Below are 22,637 nucleotides of genomic sequence, written 5' to 3'. Positions count from 1 at the left end.
AGCAGCGTTGTCTGCGAGTGTGAATTCACGTTCATTAATCAGCTGCTTGTACAGTGTGCTGTTTTTAAGCTTTTTGTCTAGTTGTTATCCAATTCGATTCGTATGAAGTCCATAACGCTTTTTAAAAGCATTCATTGGAGAAGCACGGTCTGTAAATGCTAAAGTATGTAATCTTCAAAGTTGATTCCTTCTTCAATTTCCCGCAAAAGCTATGCAAGCTGCTGTAAAATGAATTCAATACGAATTATCCTCTACGATGCCATTTTCATCTATATATTGTTCTTTCTGTTCATGCTGTTTTCACTGACAAGCCAAGGTACATTCCCATAGTGTTTTTTCAGGTAGATACCTATATCATACATCATTTTAGGATAAATTTTCCAGTGAGTCAGTATAAAAGACTTTTTTGTTGGATAAAAGTATACGCTCAATTTTGTGGAACATTGAATGTTTTGATGCGAGACTTTTTTAGAATGATATTTCTAAAGAAGACAGAGTAGAGAAGAACTGAAGGCTAAAAAGATTAAGAGGAATATATCAGGTTCTTTTTATTTTTGTTAAGCAAAAAATATAAAGCGATAATGCCTTTCATATGGTATGCTTAGGAGGATTACGTACATTATTATAGATCATGCCTTGGAACCTGTTCTTGCTGAAGCATAGGGGTGCCATTCAAATAAGTTTGATCGTTGTTCGGAATCGAGAACCTATAATAAAAGAAGTAAGGAAGTGTAAGATGAAAGATTATGTTTTGGTAGCAGAATCCGGAGCGGATATCCCCCAGATGTATGTAGAGAAATATAATATAGGAGTAGTTCCCATGCATGTAGGGATGGGTGATGAATTCTTTGATGATGGGTCTATCCCGGTTTCAGAAGTTTTTGCTTATTATGATAAGACAGGAAAATTGCCGACAACAGTTGGTAGTAATTCTCATGATTTTGAAACAGTTTTTGACCGCATTCATCAGGAATTTCCAAATAAGCATATTCTTTATCTGGCTTATTCTTCCATTACAACTGTGTCTTTTCAAAGTGCAAAGATTGCTGCGGAGAATCGGCCATATGTTACCAGCATTGATACAAAAATGGTTTCTGCCGGACAGGCAATGATTGTGATTAAAACCGCTGAATTCATAGAGGCGCATCCGGAAGCGGAGTATGGTGAAGTTATCAATAAAATAAATGAACTGATTGATACCTGCCAAATGTGTTTTATGCCTGAAACGCTGATGTATTTGAAGGCCGGAGGCAGAGTCAGCAACCCTGCATATCTTGGTGCAAAACTGTTGAACTTAAAGCCGTTGATTGAAATGAAAGAGGGAAAGCTGACATCAACAAAAAAATATCGTGGTTCCATGATGCTTGCGATGAAAAAATTATTTGCTTATTATATAGAAATGTATAATTTAGATAGAGAAGAATTAACCTTTGTATACAGTGAGGGTCTGTCGGAAGAAATTCGCAAAACTGCAGAGAGGTTGGCAGCAGAGGCGGGGTTTAAAAAAGTACATTGGATTCCTACCGGTTGTGTGGTTTCTAGTCATGGAGGTCCAGGAGCATTTGGTATTGTCGGTTTTTCCGGGAATCATCTATAAAAGTCTCTTGATTTTTTGTTGAATAATAAGCTGTAGAAGTACTTTGATTTTTTGCCTGCTGTGAAAAAGATAGAGAAGGAAATTCAGGTTTGATATGCTCCCGACATAATAGGAACTAGAAAAAATAAAAATTTCTAGACTACTATGTTGGGAGTTTTTCGTATGTCAAAAGAGTGAAAATTAGTGTTGAAAAAATGTATTCTGTCCGTGAAGTTCTTGATGGTAAACAGTCAAAAATATTCATGTTAGGAATCGTACGCAAGCTTCCCTCATCTTCAATCAGCTGGTGAGTGATGCTCTCTGGGAGTCGTTATTCCAGAAACGAACCTTGGTAAAGAGACAGGGGTATTGGGGTAGGCAATTTGATTAATGTGCTGATAGGTGATGAAGAGCTGTTGAATCTGATATAAAACGAACCTGATAATAAAAATGAGCGACTGATTTAACGAAGAGTTTGGGACAGAATCAAAGTTCCAAACTCTCTTCATATCTAAACCCGAATAAACGGCGGTACAAAAGCAAAAATTCTTTTTGCGACGAGTAACCGCAGGAGCAACTCCTTCGGAATTAAGCCGAACTATCCTGAAAATATGAAGCCCTATTTTCGGATATTCCTTCTTAATTCTCGGAGCTGATCGCTTTTGTCCCGACCTCTTTTTTGCGGTCGCAATCTAATTTAAATCCCGTATCTCCCATACTAAGTTTCTGCATTCGTTTGCGTAAAATAAAAATAGATCAGCAATCATAATTACAGTGATTTTAACTTTAAATGAATGGGGAATGGTATGGAATGAATGTGTTTGTAGGGTGAAATAATCTTGTTATCGGTAACAGGATAAAAACGCTTGCAAAATAGCGAAATCGATTGCACAATATAGATGTTAAGAAAATAACTTTGGAGGGACCAAAATGAATAAAAGAAGCTGGAAGAAAATTGGTTTAGGTTTATTGGCGTCGGGAATCGCATTAAGTTTGGCAGCATGCGGGAATTCTGCTGACAATAGCGGCAGTTCAAGCAATAGCTCATCAGACAAAACAGAAATCGATATTTTTCAATTTAAAGTAGAGTTCAAAGATCAATTTGAAGCTCTGGCAAAAAAGTATGAAGAAGAAAATCCGGATGTAAAAATCAATATAGAAACAGTTGGCGGCGGTTCTGACTATGGTGCTGCACTGAAATCTAAATTCTCTTCCGGTAATGAGCCTGATATCTACAATATCGGCGGTCCGGAAGATGTAAATATGTGGCTGGATAATTTAACAGATTTAAGCGATACCGAATCTGCAAAGCAGGCACTTGAAGGAACATTGACTGGTGCGACAAAAGACGGTAAGGTACTTGGGCTTCCATACAATATTGAAGGCTATGGTGTTCTTTACAATAAAGAAATTTTTGAAAAGGCAGGCATTGATGCAGAAAGCATCTCTACCTTATCTGATTTAGAAGATGCAGCGAAGACGTTGGAAGCTAAAAAGGATGAATTGGGCATTGAAGCGCCATTCGCTTTGGCTGCAAAAGAACAGTGGATTACAGGCTTGCACGGGTCAAATGCATTTTTAAATGCGGAGTTTAACAACGATGTAATGCAGGCGTATGAAGCGAAAGAAGTGGAGTTTACTTATGGAGATCAATTTAAAAAATATATCGATATCTCTAATAAATACTCTGTACAGCCGACAAATAGTCTGGATTACTCTCAACAAATTGAACAACTGTTTGCAAATGGAAAAGTTGCCATGACACAACAGGGGAACTGGGTATATCCAACCATTGCAGAACTTGACGAAGAACTGGCAAACGAAAATATTGGTCTGTTGCCAATTCCAATTGATGGTGTAACGGAAGGAACAATTCCAGTTGGTGTACCAATGTACTGGGGTGTAAATCCAAATGGTTCTGATGAAGAAGTTCAGGCAGCGAAAGATTTCCTCGATTATCTGTATACAACAGATGAAGGAAAACAAATTGTATTGGAAGAGTTCAAATTTGTGCCGGCATATGCAGGCTATGATACAGATAAGATTTCTGATCCTCTTTCTAAAGAAGTATACACATACTACACAGAAGGAAACACGACTGGCTGGGTCTTTATGGGCTATCCTGCCGGCTGGGGCGAACAAACACTAGGTGCTCAAATTCAAAAATATGTTGCCGGAGAAGCAACATGGGATGAAGTAGTAAAAGTTTCTCAGGATAAATGGGCAGAAGAAAGAGAATAAGACTGTATTAAGGGGATATAGTTTTAAAGAAGGACCAATAGAACAGAATAAACAGTAGAACTGACAATCAGGCTGCCATACTATTCAGCTGATTTCAGGTGCTGTTTAAAAGAATACAGTTTATTTCCAAAAGAAATGGTTTTGGAAAACTGAAAATCAAGCTTTGTGTGAGGTTGTGACAGAAGTGTTCTGTCTCAAGAACCAGGTAGGTATCATGCATTATCTACTCTGACGAGTCAATCGTAGTGATTTATGACAATAAGTCGGACTATACGAAAATAGCTACTCATATTTTCAGTATAGTTCGACTTATTTCCGAAGAGGCAGCTTCTAGAACACCGTTTATTCGGTTTTAGGGATATCAGACATACTTATGTCACAGTCCCTTTTACATAAGAGGAGGGAACACATAATGAAACATCAAAAGAAAACGTGGTTTTATCTATTTGCTGCACCGGTTGTGCTGGCATTGACGATAGTGGTCGTCATTCCGTTTTTATATGGTGTCTATTATTCATTCACAAACTGGGATGCAGTTGCCAGAGGAGAGTTTGTTGGTTTAGCGAACTATAAAAAGTTATTATCTGACAGTGGCTTTTGGTCAGCTATATGGTTTACAGTTCGATTTTCTGTTGTATCGATTGTATTAATCAATGTGATTGGACTGGGACTGGCTATGCTGGTGACCAGTAAATTTAAAGGTGCGAACTTATTAAGAACGGTCTTTTTCATGCCGAACCTTATCGGCGGGTTGATTCTTGGATTTATTTGGCAGTTTATTTTTATTAATGCATTCAGCGCAATTGGTGATCTGATTGGAAATGAAGGACTTAAAACATGGCTGTCCACTTCACAGACTGGTTTTTGGGCGATGATTATTGTGATGTGCTGGCAGATGTCTGGGTATATCATGGTTATCTATATCTCGTATCTGCAAAATGTGGATGATGCTCTGCTGGAAGCAGCAGATCTGGATGGAGCAACTTCTTGGCAAAAATTCTGGCATGTAAAATTCCCGTTGATTATGCCCGGTTTTACGGTAAGTCTGTTCATGACACTGTCCAACAGCTTTAAATTGTATGATCAAAACCTGTCTTTGACAAATGGAGGACCATACAATTCAACGCAGATGGTGGCTATGAACATCTATAACAGCGCCTTTGTAGAAAATAAAATGGGCTATGCACAGTCCAAAGCGGTAATCTTCTTCATTATTGTAGCCGTTATTTCATTGGCGCAAGTATATCTGACGAAGAGAAAAGAGGTCGAAGTATAATGGAAAAACAAAAATCAAGCAGCAGAATACTTCGAATGATTCTGGGGATCGGTCTGGGGCTGGTCTGGCTGATTCCTTTCTACTTAATGATCAGCAACTCATTCAAATCAAAACAGGAAATATTTACCAATCCGCTTGGTATTCCTGAAAACTTTACATGGGCAAATTATCCTGAAGCTTTCAGTCAGCTGGACTTTATTAAGACCTTATTTAATTCTCTTCTGATCACTGTCGTAAGTGTAACAGTGATTGTAATTTTCTCTTCCCTTTGTGCGTATGCACTGGAGCGGATGCAGACGAAATTAAGTACATTTATTTTCATGGTATTCGTGGCGGCAATGCTGGTTCCTTTCCAGTCTGTTATGATTCCATTAGTATCACTATTTGGTAAAGCACAAATGTTGAATCAGACAGGTATCATTTTCATGTATCTTGGGTTTGGTGCGAGTATGTCAATTTTCTTATACCATGGCGCATTGAAGAGTATTCCAAAGGCATTGGATGAGGCGGCGATTATTGATGGAGCCAACCGATTTCAGGTATTTTGGAAAGTGATTTTCCCGATGCTGAAGCCAACGACTGTAACAGTGATTGTATTGAATACAATGTGGATTTGGAACGATTATCTGCTTCCTTCACTGGTTATTAATTCACCGACAACACAGACGATTCCGTTGAAAATGTTTTTCTTCTTCGGACAATATACAAAACAATGGCATCTAGCATTGGCTGGTCTGGTACTTGCAATACTTCCGGTAATTATTTTCTACTTTATCATGCAAAAACAAATTATTAAAGGAGTTGCCGATGGTGCTGTGAAATAGGTACAGGCGACAGTTGGAGGGCTGAAATGTATAAACGATTATTTGAGATTGATCCTTGGAAAATAGCGACCAACCAGTTAGATCGTGAGAATAAACGACTGATGGAAAGCTTGACATCCATTGGCAATGGTTATATGGGCATGCGAGGAATGTTTGAAGAAACATACAGCGGTGATTCACATCAAGGGTTGTATCTGGCAGGCATCTGGTATCCGGATAAAACTCGAGTTGGCTGGTGGAAAAACGGTTATCCGGACTATTTTGGAAAAGTAATTAATGCAGTCAATTTTATTGCTGTTGATATTACCATTAACGGAACAGTATTAGATCTTGCAAAGCAGGACGTAAAAGACTTCTATATGGAATTGGATATGAAAAACGGCTTGCTGAAACGAACATTTGTCTATGAGGAAGCAGAAAATAAGGTTGCCTTTTCTTTTGAGCGTTTTGTCAGTATTGTTGATAAAGAACTGGGCTTTGTCCGTGTTAAAGCAGAAGTGCTGTCAGGAAATCCGGAAATTCGTGTCTTTTCAAAAGTAGATGGAAATGTCCGAAACGAAGACAGCAACTATGACGAAATGTTCTGGGAAGAAAAGCAGCGGGAAAATCAGGATGGAATAAACTACCTGATGATGGAAACCATTCCCAATGCATTTGAGGTGCCCAGATTTACTGTTACTACAGTGATGAAAAATAAAGTCAGCGAGTCTGTTGAAGGACAGAGGGTTTCAGAAATACTGCTGGTCGGTGATCAGTTTACCTGGTCGGGAAATATCGGACAGATGTTTACATTGGAAAAGACAATCGCTGTCGTAACAAGCAGGGATGTTCCAGAAGAAAATCAGCTGACAGCAGCGAAAGAGCTTTTAACAGCTGGTCTCTCTCAGACTTTCGATCAGCATCTTGAAAAACAGGAAGCAGCGTGGGAAGAACGCTGGCATAAAGCAGATGTTCAAATTATAGGAGATGATGAAGCGCAGCAGGGTATTCGTTTTAATCTTTTTCAATTATTTTCCACTTACTACGGAGAAGATGAACGTCTGAATGTTGGTCCTAAAGGCTTCACCGGAGAAAAATATGGAGGAGCAACATACTGGGATACGGAAGCATATATCGTTCCGATGTATCTGTCTGTTACTGAGCCGAAGGTTACCCGGAAATTACTGGAATATCGATACAAGCAGCTTGATGGTGCGCTGATCAATGCGCAGCGTCAAGGGCTGAAAGGCGCTTTATACCCAATGGTGACCTTCACAGGGGTGGAGTGTCATAATGAATGGGAAATCACCTTTGAGGAAATTCATCGAAATGGGTCAATGGTTCATGCGATTGCTGATTATACCAATTACACAGGAGATGAAACCTATTTACTAAAAGATGGAATCAAAGTCGTAGTAAATATTGCCCGTTTCTGGGCTGACCGCGTTCATTATTCGAAACGTGTTCAGAAATATATGATTCATGGAGTGACAGGACCAAATGAATATGACAATAATGTCAGCAATAACTGGTTTACCAACTATATTGCTTCATGGTGCTTAAAATATGCGCTGGATAATATTGACTGTGCATATACTGAATCAAAGCATGAACTGAATGTGTCGGCAGATGAAAAGGAAAAATGGCAGGACATTATTGACCATATGTATTATCCTTATGATGAGGAACTGGATGTATTTGTTCAGCATGATACATTTCTCGATAAAGATTTGATGCCGGTTTCAGACTTAAGACCTGAAGAGCGTCCATTAAACCAGCACTGGTCATGGGATCGCATTCTGCGCAGCTGTTTTATTAAGCAGGCTGATGTACTGCAGGGTGTTTATTTCTTCGGTGATCAGTTTACAAGGGAAGAGAAAGAGCGGAACTTTAATTTTTATGAACCAATGACGGTACATGAATCCTCCCTGTCTCCATGTGTCCATGCAATTCTGGCTGCAGAGCTGGGGCAGGAAGAAAAAGCTGTGGACTTGTATAAACGAACTGCCCGCCTTGATTTGGACAACTACAATAACGATACAGATGATGGGCTTCACATCACATCCATGAGCGGCAGCTGGCTGGCAATTGTTCAGGGCTTTGCAGGAATGCGCACCTACGATGGACAATTGACATTTAATCCGTTTCTTCCTAAAATGTGGCAGGGCTACTCATTTGCCATTAACTACCGCGGACGTCTGATCTCAATCGCAGTGAATTCAGAAACAGTTGCGCTGGAATTGGTTGAAGGGGAAGAACTGAGTCTGTCGATTTATGAAAAAGAAATGACTTTAAGAGAAAAAATTACAGTTCCGATTCGTAAAGAAGAAACGGTTGACTAAAATGAGCGGAGTTGCTCAGGAAATGCGTATCTATATTATGACAGCAGCGGAACAACTTTATGTGGAAGGAAAGCTTCTAACGATCTGAGGTCGGGACAAAAGCGATCAGCTCTGAGAATTAAGAAGGAATATCCGAAAATTGTTGAGGAATACTATTCATAGAATGAATAGCTGAGAATTGAGACACTACACTGTACTTTGATCACATCAACTTCTACGTACGAAACATACTAGAGTTGACAGTCTTCACTAGGCTTGCTTTAGCAGAGTAGATGACGTCCTGTTACTTACCCGGTGAAGGAGCTGCTCCTGCGGTTACTCGTCGAGGTTGTGACAGAAGTGTTCTGTCTCAAGAACCAAGTAGGCATCATGCATCATCTACTCTGACGAGTCAATCGTAGTGATTTATTTCCAGAACTGCTGTCTCTACGAGTCTAACGATTCTCGAGACAAACCATTACGTAGAAGAACTGCTGTCTCTACGAGTCTAACGATTCTCGAGACAAAACATTACGCTGTATCCGTTTTTCTGCGTCTACGGTTCTCACTACACTACACTTCGTTTCGATCTCATCAATTTCTAAACGGCAAAGCCATTAAGAATTGAAGGACTTCGTTCCGATCCTCGAAGCATGGAGGGGCTTTACTCCTACGCTTCTTCGAATGCTCGTCGCATGTCTTAGGGGCATGTATGAACTTGCTTCTACGCTTCTTCGAATGCTCGAATCATACAAAGACTGGAACACCGTTTATTCGGTTTTAGGGGTCTCGGACATACTTATGTCACAGTCCCTTTTGTCCCGCCGTTCATTCGGGGGGAGATACGAAGAGAGCTTGGAACTTTATTTCTGTTCCGCTCTCTATCGTTATTCTCAGGAATAGCAGCAGAAGCTTGATGACTCCAAAGGAATATGCAGGTAAAAAGCTTCAAAGCAGGGAGGAAACTATGGAAAAAAAATGGTGGAAAGAAGCAGTTGGTTATCAAATTTATCCTCGAAGTTTTAAAGACAGTAATGGGGACGGTATTGGCGATTTGAATGGTATTCGAGAAAAGCTTCCCTATCTAAAAGAGCTGGGTGTCAACTTTATTTGGATTAATCCGGTTTATGATTCTCCAAATATAGATAATGGGTATGATATCAGCAACTACCATGAGATTTTAGCGGATTTTGGTACAATGGCAGATTTTGACTTGCTGCTGAAAGAAGCGCATCAGCTGGATTTAAAAGTAATTATGGATCTGGTGATCAACCATACCTCTGATCAGCATGACTGGTTTAGAGAGTCCGCAAAAGGCAAGGATAATCCCTACAGAGACTATTATATTTGGAAAGATGGAGTGGACGGCGGACCGCCTTCTGACTGGCAGGCGATTTTCGGCGGCTCTGTCTGGGAATATGATGAGACAACAGAACAATATTACTTTCATGCATTTGCGAAAGAACAGCCGGATTTGGACTGGGAAAATGAAGAAGTGAGAAAAGAACTGTTTTCAATGATCAGCTGGTGGCTGGATAAAGGAATTGACGGATTTCGGGTAGATGCGATTTCTCATATAAAGAAAGCTGCTCATGATTTACCGGCACACGAAACAAAGGTTGCAGCAAGATACCAGAATATTGAAGGTATTGACAGTCATTTAAATGAGCTTAAAGAAGTATTTGATCGTTACGATATTATGACTGTAGGCGAAGCCAGCGGAGTGAGTGCACATGAAGCGGAAAAATGGGCAGGGAAAGACGGCTATTTCAATATGATCTTTGAATTTGAGCATATAGGACTTTGGAAGCAGGAAGAGTCAGAAGAATTTGATATAAAAGCGTTTAAAGAAGCTTTGTCAAGCTGGCAATATGCATTGGACGGCAAGGGCTGGAACGCTTTGTACATGGAAAATCATGATGTTCCCCGTTCTGTTTCAGCTTTTGGTAACGATTCTAAGGAGCTCAGAGAAATTTCTGCGAAGGCTCTTGCGTTGGTGTACATGCTTTTGCAAGGTACCCCGTTTATTTATCAGGGACAGGAGCTTGGAATGACGAATATGCCATTTGAAAGCATTGAGCAGGTAGATGCGTTGGATTCCAAGTACCTTTATCATGAACTGCGGAAAAAGGGAAAATCGGAAGAAGAGGCTATGGCAGTTATCCGGGCTACTTCCCGGGATAATGCCCGAACACCGATGCAGTGGGATGATACACACTACGGCGGGTTCTCAGAAAACAAACCTTGGTTGTCTGTAAACCCAAATAAATCCACAATTAATGCAGAACAAGAACAAACGGAGACGACTTCTGTTTTTCATTTTTATCAACAGCTGATTCAGCTTCGAAAAGAAAATCAGGCATTGATTTATGGCAGCTTTGAAGAGCTGTTACCTGAAGATGAACAGTTATATGTATACCTTCGACTTCTTGAAGAGGACGTATTTCTAATCATTGTGAATCTTTCAGGTGAACGGGCAGCTTATAAACATTCTAAACAATTAGAGAAATTGGGGGAAGACTGGCAGCTGGTTTTAGGCAATTATTTCGAGACTGGAAAGCTTTCTGAACTAAGTACACTGCAGCCCTATGAAGCAAGACTTTATCAATTGAAAATAAATGAAAAAAATAGTAATTGATTGCAGGTGGGGAAATGATAAAAGAACATAATGAACTTCAAGAAGAATCAACTGGAAACTGGTGGCAAAATGCTGTGGTTTATCAAATTTATCCAAGGAGCTTTCAGGACAGCAACGGGGATGGCATTGGTGACATTCAGGGCATTATTCAGCGGATTGATTATTTGGCAAAATTGGGGATTACAGCCATCTGGCTTTCCCCGGTGTATCAGTCGCCAAATGATGATAACGGTTATGATATCAGTGACTATCAGGAAATTATGACGGAGTTTGGTACAATGGCTGATATGGAGGAACTGATTCAAAAAGCAGAAGAGGTCGGCATCAAGATTATTATGGACTTGGTTGTCAATCATACCTCTGACGAGCACCGATGGTTTGTGGAAGCGAGAAAATCAAAAAATAATCCTTACCGCGATTATTATATTTGGCGTGATCCGGTTGAAGGAAAGGAACCAAATGAGCTGAGATCCATTTTCAGCGGCAGTGCCTGGCAGTTAGATGAAGAAACCGGTCAATATTATCTGCATCTGTTCAGTAAAAGACAGCCGGATTTAAATTGGGAAAATCAAGCTGTTCGTAAAGATGTATATGCAATGATGAATTTTTGGCTGGAAAAAGGCATTGGCGGTTTTAGAATGGACGTGATTGACCTGATCGGCAAGCTGCCGGATGACATGCTGACAGCGAATGGACCAAAGCTTCACACTTATTTACGGGAGATGAATCAGGCATCATTTGGAAAATATGATGTGATGACAGTAGGCGAAACCTGGGGAGCAACACCTGAAATTGCTAAACTGTATTCTGATCCGAAACGTCAGGAATTATCCATGATTTTTCAGTTTGAACATATGGGTCTGGATCAGCAGGAAGGAAAAGATAAATGGGACCTGCAGCCGCTGTCTGTTGAGAAACTAAAAGAAGTATTGTCCAAATGGCAGACGTCTTTAGGCAGTCAGGGCTGGAACAGTCTTTTTTGGAATAATCATGACTTGCCAAGAATCATTTCAAGATGGGGAAATGACCGGGACTATCGTGAGAAGAGCGGGAAAATGTTTGCGATTCTGCTTCACATGATGAAGGGAACACCTTATATTTATCAGGGAGAAGAACTGGGCATGACTAATCGTCCGATTACTTCGATTGAGGAAGTGGAAGACATTGAGAGTGTCAATATGTATAATGAACGGCTTGCTGCAGGGCATTCAGAGGAGAAACTTATTCATTCCATTAACGTTAAAGGCAGAGATAATGCCCGGACACCGATGCAATGGGATGATTCAAAGAATGCAGGATTTACCGAAGGAACTCCTTGGCTGCCGGTGAATGAAAACTACCACGAAATTAATGCAGAAAAAGCATTGGAGAATCCGGATTCTATTTTTTATACCTATCAAAAGCTGATTCAGCTTAGGAAAGAACATCCGCTGATTGTCTGGGGAGATTACGAGCTGGTTAATACAACAAAAGCTGAGGTATTTGCTTATTACAGAGAATATAAAGGAGAGCGCTGGCTGATTGCGGCGAATTTCTCCAGTCAGTCACATACATTTGAGCTAAAAGATACAGTTCAGGAGCTTATAATCAGCAACTCTTCTTCTGTCTCATTTGCTTCATCATCTATACAATTAAAGCCTTATGATGCGTGGGTTGTACGTGTTTAAAAAACTGTTTTTCATGTATAATCAAAGGGCAGTGCTTTTGGCACAGAAGACAGCGCAGCAGGCTATGAAGGGCGAGGTGAGTAAATGGCAACACTTTCTGATGTGGCAAAATTGGCAAATGTTTCAAAAATGACAGTTTCAAGAGTAATCAATCATCCGGAACAAGTGACGGATGAACTGAAGGAACTGGTTTATCATGCAATGAAGGAAGTGGATTATCATCCAAACATTGCGGCCAAGGCTCTTGTGAAAAATCGTTCTCAGATTATTAAACTGTTTATTTTGGAAGAAATTGATACAACAGAGCCCTATTATATGAATCTGCTGATGGGAATTGCACGATCGGTTGGAAAAGCGCATTACTCTTTACAGCTCGTTACAAAGGATGGTTTTGATACCGGCACCTGCGATGGTTACATTATTACGGGATTTCGGGCAAATGATTTTGACTGGATTCGTACACTGGAAAAACCTGTAGTTCTCTTTGGCGAAAACAGTCAGGGCTATGATTATGTAGACAGCGACAATCAGTATGGAACAGAAATGACGACCAACTATGCGATTGCCTGCGGCTATGATGAAATCATTTATATTGGAATTGATGTGGATGAGTCCTTCGAACAATCAAGGGAACAGGGATATCTGAAAACAATGGAGCTAAATAATAAAGCTGCCAGAATTGAGCGTTTCAATAATCGATCAACCCTAAGTCAGCTGTTTATTGAAGCGTACTGGGAGACTTTTTCGCCTAATACCTGCTTTATTTGCAGTTCAGATCGGCTGGCAATCGGAATCGAGCGGGGAATCGCCAACAGCGGCGGGAAAATACCACATGATTTTGGTATTATTGGTTTCGATGGTGTTTTTCTGGATCAGGTCAGCTCGCCCAAGCTGACCACAGCAAAACAATCGATTGTGAAAATGGGTGAAGTCTGCGGAGAGATGCTGATTAAAAAGATTGAAGAAGATGGTCAGAGCCAGGGATACAGACGCTTTCTACCTGAACTGATTATCAGAGATTCGACAAAGAGGAAATAGAACAGAGAATGAAACAGAACAGCAGCTGATTGATTGAAGCTGCTGTTTTTCTTGTTCATTAATGAAAAGTATCCCTTTTTTATTGATGAAAGAGAATAAATATGATGGAACTTTTAGAATACGTAAATTAAGCTGTAGATTCTTTTAGACGGGTATTACGTCCAGGGATTATTCTTCTATAAAATACAATTGTAAGAATCGCCATGTTCAATTATTCGGGCAGTGAGCCGCAAGCTGCTTAGCTGTGAAAAGCGATTGTCCGATGCCATTGCTGAATCGAGTCAAATCAGCTGTACTTGTTCTTGAAAACAGCTGTTAACTCCCAATTTTCCTTTGGTACTGAAAAAACTCTTGACCATCCGATCTTTTTGTTGTTCACTAACTCAAACATAACTCCTATCATTTCTTGATAGGAGAATTTTCTTTTACTAGACTGTTCTTATTTAACAGCAATAGAGTAGATTAATGTCCGGACTGCCAAGAGCCGTGGGATTTATATCAACAGCTTTCTTGCTTGGAAAAAAATCGAACGAACTTCTGAGTGTCTGTGATAAAATTAGAAAAAGAAGACTTGTAAAAAGAGGAATTCTCTCAGTAAATTAAACAATGAACGGAGGAAAAGAAGTGAACTTTTTTAAGAAGCTATTTGGCAGAGAAGAAGAGGTTAGTTTAAAACCTTCAACTGGGCAACAAAAGGCAGTGGATAAAAAGATACCCGCAGTGAAGCGTGAAATCGAAGCAGCTGCTTTACATAATTTCGCTGAGAACTTTCCGAATCTTCCAAAAATAGAGATGACAAAACTGGTACAGGCATTGAAGAATATAATAGATCAGAAAGCAATGCAGAAAGAACAGAATAAAGTGTTAGGTGAAGATTATTTAAATAAACCAGATTTTTCATCTATTACATCTATGGATAAAGCGTTAGAAGAGGCAAGAGCGGGAAATTTAGAATCGCTGTACCTGATTGATGAACGCTTTGGAGGCAGCACAGGTATTGAAAATACCGTCTTTGTTCCGGTTGGTATAGCTAAGATCAAGGATTCATTTGATACTCTTTTAGAAGGTCTTCTAAGAGACGGGAAAAAGATTTCTTTTAACTGCCAGCCAGAGTATAAAGGGAGAAGTTTTATTCCTGCTGTAATCGTGATTAAAGCAACAGATACTGAGACCGGTAAACTAATTGTGGATGAAAAAATCATTATCTGGTAAGGGAGAAGAATATGTCAGGAATTTTTATTAGTATCTGACCATGAAATTATTGGTGGCATGGTTTTGACTGAGTGCGAAGATATGGAGAGTCTTGAACTTTCTGAGGCAGTCTTTTATCTGGAAAAAATAGTGATTCATCCTCTTTATCAGGGGAAGCAGTCTATTGATCATCTGTTCCGTTGTGCAAAGGAACAGGGAAAAGCGTGTGGAAAAACGGTGTACTTTGATTGCTGTTCTGGGAATCATAAATTGACGGAATATTATTCCAGAAAAGCTGAATAGGTAAGAACAATGGCAGAATAAGACTATGAAATTGCGTTATTTTACTTATAGAAAATAAAAAGTGTTGTATGGAAATGAGGAAAAGGATGACGATTTTTAAAGAATTCGGTCAACAGATGAGAACAACCTCGAGTGCAGGGGAAATTAAATATTATTACAATAAACTGTTTTTAGACTTGGCACATAAAGAAAAGTATGTGGGGATTTTTCAAGACTATATCGAATGTTTAACTCCTAGAGAATTTTTAATAACCCATAAAGAATTACGAAAGTTTCAGTACTTTTATTCAAAAAAGTCGCAGGATTGGAATTGGAGTGATTTGAATGAAAGAAAACTTAACAAAGTTGGCGATATGCCTCCGGAAGTTTGGTGTTGGCTGGCTGGTCATCCAAATGGCTATATTAGAGAATTTGCTCTAAGCAAATTGTATATGCAGCCTGTAAGAAGAAAAATGATTGTTTGTCTGCTTTCTCTAAACGATCATATTCCGGAAATTCGAAGCATGGCGAAGGCGATGATCCTGCAAACAGCTGAGCAGACAACTGATGAAGAGTTGATTTTCAGCTTACCATTCATTCAGCGACTGTCCGGACTAAAGCAGATGGAAAATGAAGCAATAAAAAAATATCTAAATCAATTGCTTCTTGAAAAGCCGGAAGTATTGTTGAGTGCGCAGCAAAGCGAAGATCCATTCATTTATCGTTATGCTTTCGAGCTGAGCTATTTATCTGATGGAGTACTTAAAGAAAAGAGCATGGAAAATGGGCTTCTGAAAAAGGATAAATTAACACTGGGCAGGACCTTCCGAGAATTGATGAAGCAAACCGTTGATGCAGAGATTCGGGTCAGGGAACTAATGGAACATCCGCAAACAATCATCAGAAAGCTAGCATGTGAATGGTGCTATAATCATCTTGAGTGGGAAGAAGCAATGCTTCCAAAATTGATGGATTCCGTTACCAGTATACGCTATCTGGCGAAAGATTACATAAGCAAATATTTTCCAGATATCAATATTCGCAGCTTCTATTTGGAGAAGCTTTCAAAGGAACCTGTTATAGCCGTCCAAGGATTGAGCATGCTTCAGAACCGAAGTGATAAGGAGTTGCTGGTACCGTTGATACATGATGCCAGGAAAAAGCTGCGGTCAGCTGTAATAAACTGGTCAGTTTGTCTGTCAGAAGAAGAGCAGCTGCCGTTGCTGTATCTGGGAATTATGGATATTTCCAGATATGTTCACAAAAAAGCAGTAGAATTACTCGTTTCACATTTTACTCCGACAGTGAAAGAAAAACTGTTTGTTATATTTAATCAAACCGATCTGGAAAAACATCAAATTAGTGTGATTAAAGTGATGACAGGAGATACACGTAAAGAGTATTTGATCGATTTATTTACCTTATATCCGCAAAGTCTGAATGACGATGTCCGAAGAGAGATCATTATTCGGATCAATCTCTGGCATCAGGAGTGGAACCGAAGATTTTTTGTGCAGTTCACAGAAAATGAGGAAGAGCAGTTGAAGAGACTTGGAGAAGATTTTGAAGAATTGAAGGTAGAGCGTTTTTTGGGGTGAGAGCAAGTATAAAACGTGAGAGAAAGAACTGAGATGGCAGAGATTCAGCAAAGAAAACTGTATCATTCAGTTCTTTTATTTTCATGCTAAAATAGAATGAGTGCTATTATAATAGTGGAAAGGTTTCTTTCGAGTGATTTTGAGAATTTTACTAAGTGATAATGGAAAAAATTTTGATAATCGAATAGTGAAAGCTGAGAGGTATGGGTTAATATGTGACCTTTGATAATTTATTATGGAAGAAAAAAAGTATTAGTTAACCAATCAAAAAAGAAAAGTATACTTTGAAAAGCAGAATGTAGTACTAAATAAGAAATAGAGGAATTTTAGGAGGCGGCAAAAGTGAACTTAAGAGCACGATTGACACAGGAAAAAGGTGGAAATTTTTCTGGGGGTCTGTATTATTGGACACAGATTTTATTTGCCTATAATTCCAATCATATGGAAGGAAGTCAGCTTTCAGAGTCACAAACCAAACAAATTTTTGATAGTGGAACTTTTTTCCCTGATGGCAGTAAACCAATAAAAACAGATGATATTTTGGAAACATTAAATCATTTTAAAGCGTTTGATTATATTTTAGTACATGTAAACGAATCATTAACTCATGATTTTGTTAAGCATTTACATAGACTGTTAAAGCAGAATACCAGCCAGGAAGGCAGTGAATTATTCAGCACTGGCGAGTATAAGAGATTTAATAATCAAATAGGAAGCTTAAATGCTGCTCAAACGACCTCAGTAGAAGATGTTGAGAAAGAAATGACGACTTATTTTAAAAAGTACAAAGATATCAAAGATGAAGGAAAATCAATAGCCAAATTTCATTATGATTTTGAAAAAATTCATCCTTTTTCTGATGGAAATGGTCGAATAGGGCGTTTATTATTGTATAAAGAACTTTTAAGGATAGATGGAATACCACTGGTTGTTCGGGATGAAAATCGAGCTTATTATATAAGAGGGCTGCAAGAGTATGAAACAAATCAAGGATATTTGATAGATACGTTATTAAATGAACAGGACTATTACAGGGAATTGATTGAACGATTTAATTGATGTAGGTGAATAAATAGCTGCTTCATAAGATGTCTAAACAAATAAGTAAGGTAAGATTGTATTATTGAGGCTATTGAGTGATTAAGAGAGTAAACAAACTTACTTTCAGAAAAGAAGAGTACAGGAATGAAGAGTGAAAAAGATGCTGAACAGAAAAAAGCTGACTAGTCACTAAGCAGTCCAATATAACTATCCTATAACCCAAAACAACTGGTAATGTGCCAGTTGTTTTTTTGAAATAATAGTTTTTAAAAGATATTCTATTTGGTATCAATTTATGTTATCTATTACAAGGGGAAATTGATACTTTTAATTATCATAAATAAACGATTAGTACCCTGTTTGGCAATATTTTAAAATGAAATAATAGATTCCAAATTCGATCAATTAAACACAAAAGGAAGTTGTTAGAAATTACTTACTCATGATACAATCATGCTATAAATACTCATACTGATGAAGAACGACAGTATTATCAAGTTGTTTAAAGAATTTATCAATTTTATTCTGCTCTTCAATTTTCGGCATCAGTAGCTCTAAGCTATTCAAAATAGTTTGACTAACATTAAAACGGGTACTACCGCCTGCCTTTTTTTCTATTTGTTTTCTGTTGATAGAATTTAATGAAAGTTCAACGAAATGTGGATTAAACTCATTTATCTTCTTCCCTCGAATAGAAAATCCACTATATAAAGCATATTCTTCCTCTAAATAGGCTTTAGCCCATCTTACTTCTTCTGGAACTTCAGATGACCTAACGAAGACTAAAGCTCCATACTCAATTTTATTTTTTACTTCAATTTTTGCATCAACTTGAACAGAATTTCGAATATATTCATACTTTATAGGCTGATCATCAAGGATATATCATCTTATGACCTTTACCATAATTCTCTTTTGGGGCATTAATACCATTTGAAAATGGCATCAGGCTAGATGACTCATGCAGTTCCCATGCGTCGAAAAATTTTTTTCTGAATAACAAAATCATATGAAAAAATCAATTGCCAGAAATAAAGACGGTAATGGAATTCAGTAATTAATTCTTTTCTGTAGGATATTAAATGGAATTTATCCATCTTAAAAAAACTCCACGACACCTTATTCAAATAACTTGTTTTTTTATTACAAATGATAGTTGCTCCAGAAAAATATTAGTCCTGCCCGGTCCTCTTCTCAAAGAGTCCGCCGGCAGGCTTTTTATGTTTCAAGAAAGTTTCTCATTTGTTTAGAAAAAAATGAAAATTCGAGAGATTTTTCTAATGAAATATTGTTATAATATAATTTGAGAAAAGTGGGGAAATGGGAGAGAGAAATAAATCTGGAAGACAAGGACTGCTGTGATTCAAACATCGGAAGGTATAGATATTATAAAAAGGATGCGTGACTTATGAGGAAGATATGGAAGCTGCATAAAAAACTGATTCTTTCCGGGACAGTGATTACCGGATTAACACTGGCTGCGGTGAGCGGACTCTGGCTTTTTAAATATGAAGAGAGTGAGAGCCGATCTGGCAGAAATAGTCAGGGAGCAATGGAAACCAAGATAAAGACATCTGATCAGGAGCTGAAGGATGAATTTCTTGTGTATCATTCAGATGGTTTTATGGGATTGATGGATGAAAACGGGGAAATCGTTCTTGATGCTGAGACAGAAAGAGTAAAAATGATTGAAAGTCTTCCAAACAGCAGCTGGTTTAAGTGTTCCAGAGGGGACTACACAGGATTTTATTTTAATACAAAAAATGAATGGCGAATAAGGACAGAAGAATTTTCGATGGATGAAACCTCTTTTGTGGAATCAAATTACAGCTCTTATTATAATAGGGAAACTGGAAACTATGGACTTATTAGTAAAGATGGAAAGAATATCATTGAGCCTGGAAGACTCAGCGGACTCGAAACGTTAACAAGTAAGAATAATTATTTTATGACGGCTTCATTTGCTGATGGAAAGCAGGGGGTTTTTAATATAGAAGGCGAACTGTTAGGCAAAAAGTTTGATGATGTGGTTTTGCTTGATACATTTAACGAGCATATAAATGTAGTAGCTGCTCGTATAAATAAAGAGGAGTTTGGTATTTTCCACTCTGAGGAAGGATTAATCCTATCTCCCGAAGAAGTAAAAAAAGAAGGAATAAATTTTATTAATTCATATGGGGCTGCACCGGTTGCTCTCTATTCGACTGTTGAGGGAATGGATGGAATAATTGATCGAGAAGGGAAAATTGTCAGAGATGAAGAAGGAAATAAACTTCTGTTTCATTATATAAGCAATTTCAGCTCCAACGGTTATGCTTCCGCTCGAACACTGGAAGATGAAGCGGTGATTATTGATGAGACTGGTAAAATAGCAGCCAGCAGCTTAAAATTTAGCGAGAAAGAAATTCATAATATTTATGGATTTAACCCGGATGGGAAAGCGATAGCAGTATTTTTAAATGATGGGAAAGAAACATATGGTATGATTGATGAAAAGCTGACGATTCTCTCAACCATAAAGAATAAAGAAATATCTAAACCAAGTTATCTGGGCCAGGATCTGCTGTCAGTCAGAAAAAATTATAATGATGAATCGCCAGCCTTAATCACTTCAACGGGGAAAGAGCTTCTTTCACAGGAGGAGGCCGCAGAAGAAGAGATTATTGAGATCGGTCCTTTTACTAAGAATGGACTTTCCGTTGTTGCCAATGAAGAATATGATGAAGGGCTGCTTGATAAAAAGGGGAAGATACTTTTCCCAATTGAAGACGGAATAGTTATTCGTATTAATCAGATCAAAAATATTTTTGTAATTGAACGCCTAAATGAAAACAATAATACATCAGAGGTTATTTACACCAATATTGATGGTGCACTTCTATACAAAGGGTCAGAAGATGAGCAGCTGTTGATAGGAGAACGCCGGGTGATGATCGTTCATTCGAACGGTGAAACAGAAGTGTTTGACGAAAATGGCAGGACAATGGGTATTGTAAAAGTTGAAGCAGATTAAGAGAGATTAAACAAAGAGGCAGTAGTGAACTAAAGGTTTGGTGCTGCCTCTTTGAACGGCTGTGCAATAAAATCTTGGAGAATATCCACCTCAGCCGCTATTCTTATTTCTTTATGCCAAAGAAAATTACCGACAGTATTTGAAAAATAGAGTAAAATAAATAAAGAATTGTTTTTGGAACTTTAATCATAAATGATAGGAGAGGATGAATCATGGAAGATTTAATCAATGAAATAAATCATTTTAGAGATGAAAGAGACTGGCGTCAGTTTCATCATCCAAAGGATTTAGCGATATCAATCAGTTTGGAAGCTTCTGAATTATTGGAAAATTTTCAATGGTTGACTGATGGTGAGGCGCTTCAGGAAAATACAGAAAATATCCGACAAGAGCTGGCAGATGTGTTGATTTACAGTTTGATGCTGGCTTCTGATTTAAATCTGGATGTAAAAGAAATTATCCGAAGCAAGATGAAGCTGAATGCAATAAAATATCCTGTGGAGAAAAGTAAAGGAACTAAAGAGAAATGTACAGAATTATAGACAAAAAGCACCTTGAACAGACGATTTACTGAAAAGTTAGTCGATCCGTACAGGGTGCTTTCAATTATTGAGTTGCTGATACTGCAACTCAACCTGATTTCAGAAGAAGTAAAAAGAAAAGGTTGTCTCAAGAAACGGTCCAGCCAAACTTCTAAATGTGAAAGTTTAGTCTCAAATTGGAGTGAACAAAGAAATACTGACTGGAAATTCTCTGTAAAGTTCGGTACAATAGAGAAGCCAGTGCTTAAGTGCTGGTTAGGGCAAACTTGTTTAGAGGGTTGTGGCTGTCTAAACAGGGTTTCAAAGATTGGTTGGCGCCGATCTTTGAGATGCCCTTTTTTTATTTTACCTCTTTTTGAAAAAAGGCAGGATAGAAAGAAAAAACGATACTGGAAATATCCCAATATCGTTTACAATAGTTTTATTAAAAGCAATCACACTTCCCCCCTATTACAGGTGCACCTAAAAAAGCACAGGGTAATGGAGAACTGCAGGCTAATTGGTATACAATTCAGGCAGCGGATTACTGATACTATTGGCAACAGGTCGGGCAATTGTGGTTGTCTCAACATTCTTATGAAATGGTTGGCGCCAAATCAAAAGAGCCAATGTTACTATTAAATTATACTTTCTATCCTACCCTATTAGTATAAACGAACTAAATAAAAACGCAAGACAAAAAGTGAGAAAAATGAAAATGGTGAGGAAAGGGAAATAAAGTATAAGTAACTATTTTTTTTATTTTCCTTTAGTTCTTTTTTTTTGAAAAAGAGTCGACTTTGGTGAATATAGATCTTCAATAAAGATTGTGATAATCGCTTGTTTCTGCGAATAGTTAAAGTGATGTTGAACAAATCATTGTGCCATATTTTTCTGATTAAATGGAATAGAACAGCCTGTTATTTTAGGGGAATCTGTAATTTCATATTCAAAATAGCCCTTTTTTCTCACGACTTTTATCCTTTTTGTAAAATTTTGATAAGATAATACAGTTTTTAGTGTTATTATTTTCTTATATTATGTATATCTTTGCTGCTTGGATATAGCAAGAGAAGAATAAGGGTAAATATTTTTAAAAGAGAAGCATAGAACCAAAAGAATAAATTATACATATAGGATGCTTCCTCTTTATAATTTGGAGTGATTATGTTCATGAGAGAAAAACAGGCAGAGCTGATCGTAGAGAATTCTTTAGCAGTATTAGAGCTTCTGGATAGAGAGTATTTTATAAATAGGGATGAGGTTACCACGATAAATGGCAATCAATGTGCACAGGAATCTGTCAATATTGCATTAAAAACAGCAAAAGAGATTCATTTGATTACAAGTAAATCTATTTTTCATTTAAGAGAGTTGGAATTGAGAGCGAATTGGAATGACATGTATTAGGATAAATACTGGTTGGTCGGT

At 38.1% G+C, this 22,637-nt stretch carries 16 protein-coding genes; 15 read left to right on the top strand and 1 reads right to left on the bottom strand.

Going from position 1 to position 22,637, the window contains the following annotated elements:
• Positions 1-736: 736 nt before the first annotated feature.
• The 12 genes from LI951_RS09690 to LI951_RS09635 all read left to right on the top strand — a co-directional run bounded on the left by LI951_RS09690 (position 737) and on the right by LI951_RS09635 (position 17,690).
• Complete coding sequence (locus LI951_RS09690) at positions 737-1,597, top strand: DegV family protein (protein WP_229441995.1); 861 nt, start codon at positions 737-739, stop codon at positions 1,595-1,597.
• Positions 1,598-2,506: 909 nt separating this feature from the next.
• Positions 2,507-3,817 carry an ABC transporter substrate-binding protein gene (locus tag LI951_RS09685; protein WP_229441994.1) on the top strand — a complete coding sequence of 437 codons (1,311 nt, stop codon included), beginning with the start codon at positions 2,507-2,509 and terminating at the stop codon, positions 3,815-3,817.
• Between the two features lie 412 nt (positions 3,818-4,229).
• Positions 4,230-5,093, top strand: coding sequence for a carbohydrate ABC transporter permease (locus LI951_RS09680; protein ID WP_229441993.1), 864 nt, complete (start codon positions 4,230-4,232; stop codon positions 5,091-5,093).
• Positions 5,093-5,917: a carbohydrate ABC transporter permease gene (locus LI951_RS09675; protein ID WP_202068401.1), complete on the top strand. Its 825-nt coding sequence runs from the start codon at positions 5,093-5,095 to the stop codon at positions 5,915-5,917. Before LI951_RS09680 ends, LI951_RS09675 begins: the two co-directional genes overlap by 1 nt.
• Before the next feature lie 26 nt (positions 5,918-5,943).
• On the top strand, positions 5,944-8,238 hold the full coding sequence (locus LI951_RS09670; RefSeq protein WP_229441992.1) for a glycoside hydrolase family 65 protein: 2,295 nt from the start codon (positions 5,944-5,946) through the stop codon (positions 8,236-8,238).
• A gap of 946 nt (positions 8,239-9,184) precedes the next feature.
• On the top strand, positions 9,185-10,855 hold the full coding sequence (locus tag LI951_RS09665) for a glycoside hydrolase family 13 protein (protein ID WP_229441991.1): 1,671 nt from the start codon (positions 9,185-9,187) through the stop codon (positions 10,853-10,855).
• A 14-nt stretch (positions 10,856-10,869) separates the two neighbouring features.
• A complete protein-coding gene (locus LI951_RS09660) occupies positions 10,870-12,522 on the top strand; it encodes a glycoside hydrolase family 13 protein (protein WP_202068404.1) in 1,653 nt (550 codons plus the stop codon).
• A gap of 84 nt (positions 12,523-12,606) precedes the next feature.
• Positions 12,607-13,560, top strand: coding sequence for a LacI family DNA-binding transcriptional regulator (locus LI951_RS09655; RefSeq protein ID WP_202068406.1), 954 nt, complete (start codon positions 12,607-12,609; stop codon positions 13,558-13,560).
• A gap of 624 nt (positions 13,561-14,184) precedes the next feature.
• Positions 14,185-14,772 carry a hypothetical protein gene (locus tag LI951_RS09650; RefSeq protein ID WP_229441990.1) on the top strand — a complete coding sequence of 196 codons (588 nt, stop codon included), beginning with the start codon at positions 14,185-14,187 and terminating at the stop codon, positions 14,770-14,772.
• Positions 14,773-14,781: 9 nt separating this feature from the next.
• Complete coding sequence (locus LI951_RS09645) at positions 14,782-15,054, top strand: GNAT family N-acetyltransferase (RefSeq protein WP_324254783.1); 273 nt, start codon at positions 14,782-14,784, stop codon at positions 15,052-15,054.
• Between the two features lie 86 nt (positions 15,055-15,140).
• Complete coding sequence (locus LI951_RS09640) at positions 15,141-16,631, top strand: hypothetical protein (RefSeq protein ID WP_229441988.1); 1,491 nt, start codon at positions 15,141-15,143, stop codon at positions 16,629-16,631.
• A gap of 342 nt (positions 16,632-16,973) precedes the next feature.
• Positions 16,974-17,690 carry a Fic family protein gene (locus LI951_RS09635; protein WP_202068414.1) on the top strand — a complete coding sequence of 239 codons (717 nt, stop codon included), beginning with the start codon at positions 16,974-16,976 and terminating at the stop codon, positions 17,688-17,690.
• Between the two features lie 438 nt (positions 17,691-18,128).
• Here the strand turns inward: LI951_RS09635 and LI951_RS09630 are convergent, their stop codons facing one another.
• Positions 18,129-18,350, bottom strand: a complete 222-nt coding sequence (locus LI951_RS09630) for a restriction endonuclease subunit S (RefSeq protein WP_229442067.1) — start codon at positions 18,348-18,350, stop codon at positions 18,129-18,131.
• A gap of 730 nt (positions 18,351-19,080) precedes the next feature.
• Here LI951_RS09630 and LI951_RS09625 point away from each other — a divergent pair.
• The 3 genes from LI951_RS09625 to LI951_RS09615 all read left to right on the top strand — a co-directional run bounded on the left by LI951_RS09625 (position 19,081) and on the right by LI951_RS09615 (position 22,616).
• Positions 19,081-20,685 (top strand): hypothetical protein, encoded by a 1,605-nt coding sequence (locus LI951_RS09625; RefSeq protein WP_229441987.1) that lies wholly within the window; start codon positions 19,081-19,083, stop codon positions 20,683-20,685.
• A 212-nt stretch (positions 20,686-20,897) separates the two neighbouring features.
• Complete coding sequence (locus LI951_RS09620) at positions 20,898-21,227, top strand: nucleotide pyrophosphohydrolase (protein WP_229441986.1); 330 nt, start codon at positions 20,898-20,900, stop codon at positions 21,225-21,227.
• Positions 21,228-22,379: 1,152 nt separating this feature from the next.
• A complete protein-coding gene (locus tag LI951_RS09615; RefSeq protein ID WP_229441985.1) occupies positions 22,380-22,616 on the top strand; it encodes a hypothetical protein in 237 nt (78 codons plus the stop codon).
• Positions 22,617-22,637 lie beyond the last annotated feature (21 nt).

The sequence above is a fragment of the Enterococcus sp. BWT-B8 genome (assembly GCF_020567625.1).
Classification (GTDB): domain Bacteria; phylum Bacillota; class Bacilli; order Lactobacillales; family Enterococcaceae; genus Enterococcus_L.
Note: the sequence above shows the minus strand (reverse complement) of the source record. Positions and strands in the feature narration are given on the sequence as shown.

Coding starts and splice junctions, on each gene's coding strand:
- LI951_RS09690 (WP_229441995.1), top strand. CDS start 737: ATGAAAGATTATGTTTTGGTAGCAGAATCCGGAGCGGATATCCCCCAG.
- LI951_RS09685 (WP_229441994.1), top strand. CDS start 2,507: ATGAATAAAAGAAGCTGGAAGAAAATTGGTTTAGGTTTATTGGCGTCG.
- LI951_RS09680 (WP_229441993.1), top strand. CDS start 4,230: ATGAAACATCAAAAGAAAACGTGGTTTTATCTATTTGCTGCACCGGTT.
- LI951_RS09675 (WP_202068401.1), top strand. CDS start 5,093: ATGGAAAAACAAAAATCAAGCAGCAGAATACTTCGAATGATTCTGGGG.
- LI951_RS09670 (WP_229441992.1), top strand. CDS start 5,944: ATGTATAAACGATTATTTGAGATTGATCCTTGGAAAATAGCGACCAAC.
- LI951_RS09665 (WP_229441991.1), top strand. CDS start 9,185: ATGGAAAAAAAATGGTGGAAAGAAGCAGTTGGTTATCAAATTTATCCT.
- LI951_RS09660 (WP_202068404.1), top strand. CDS start 10,870: ATGATAAAAGAACATAATGAACTTCAAGAAGAATCAACTGGAAACTGG.
- LI951_RS09655 (WP_202068406.1), top strand. CDS start 12,607: ATGGCAACACTTTCTGATGTGGCAAAATTGGCAAATGTTTCAAAAATG.
- LI951_RS09640 (WP_229441988.1), top strand. CDS start 15,141: ATGACGATTTTTAAAGAATTCGGTCAACAGATGAGAACAACCTCGAGT.
- LI951_RS09625 (WP_229441987.1), top strand. CDS start 19,081: ATGAGGAAGATATGGAAGCTGCATAAAAAACTGATTCTTTCCGGGACA.
- LI951_RS09620 (WP_229441986.1), top strand. CDS start 20,898: ATGGAAGATTTAATCAATGAAATAAATCATTTTAGAGATGAAAGAGAC.
- LI951_RS09615 (WP_229441985.1), top strand. CDS start 22,380: ATGAGAGAAAAACAGGCAGAGCTGATCGTAGAGAATTCTTTAGCAGTA.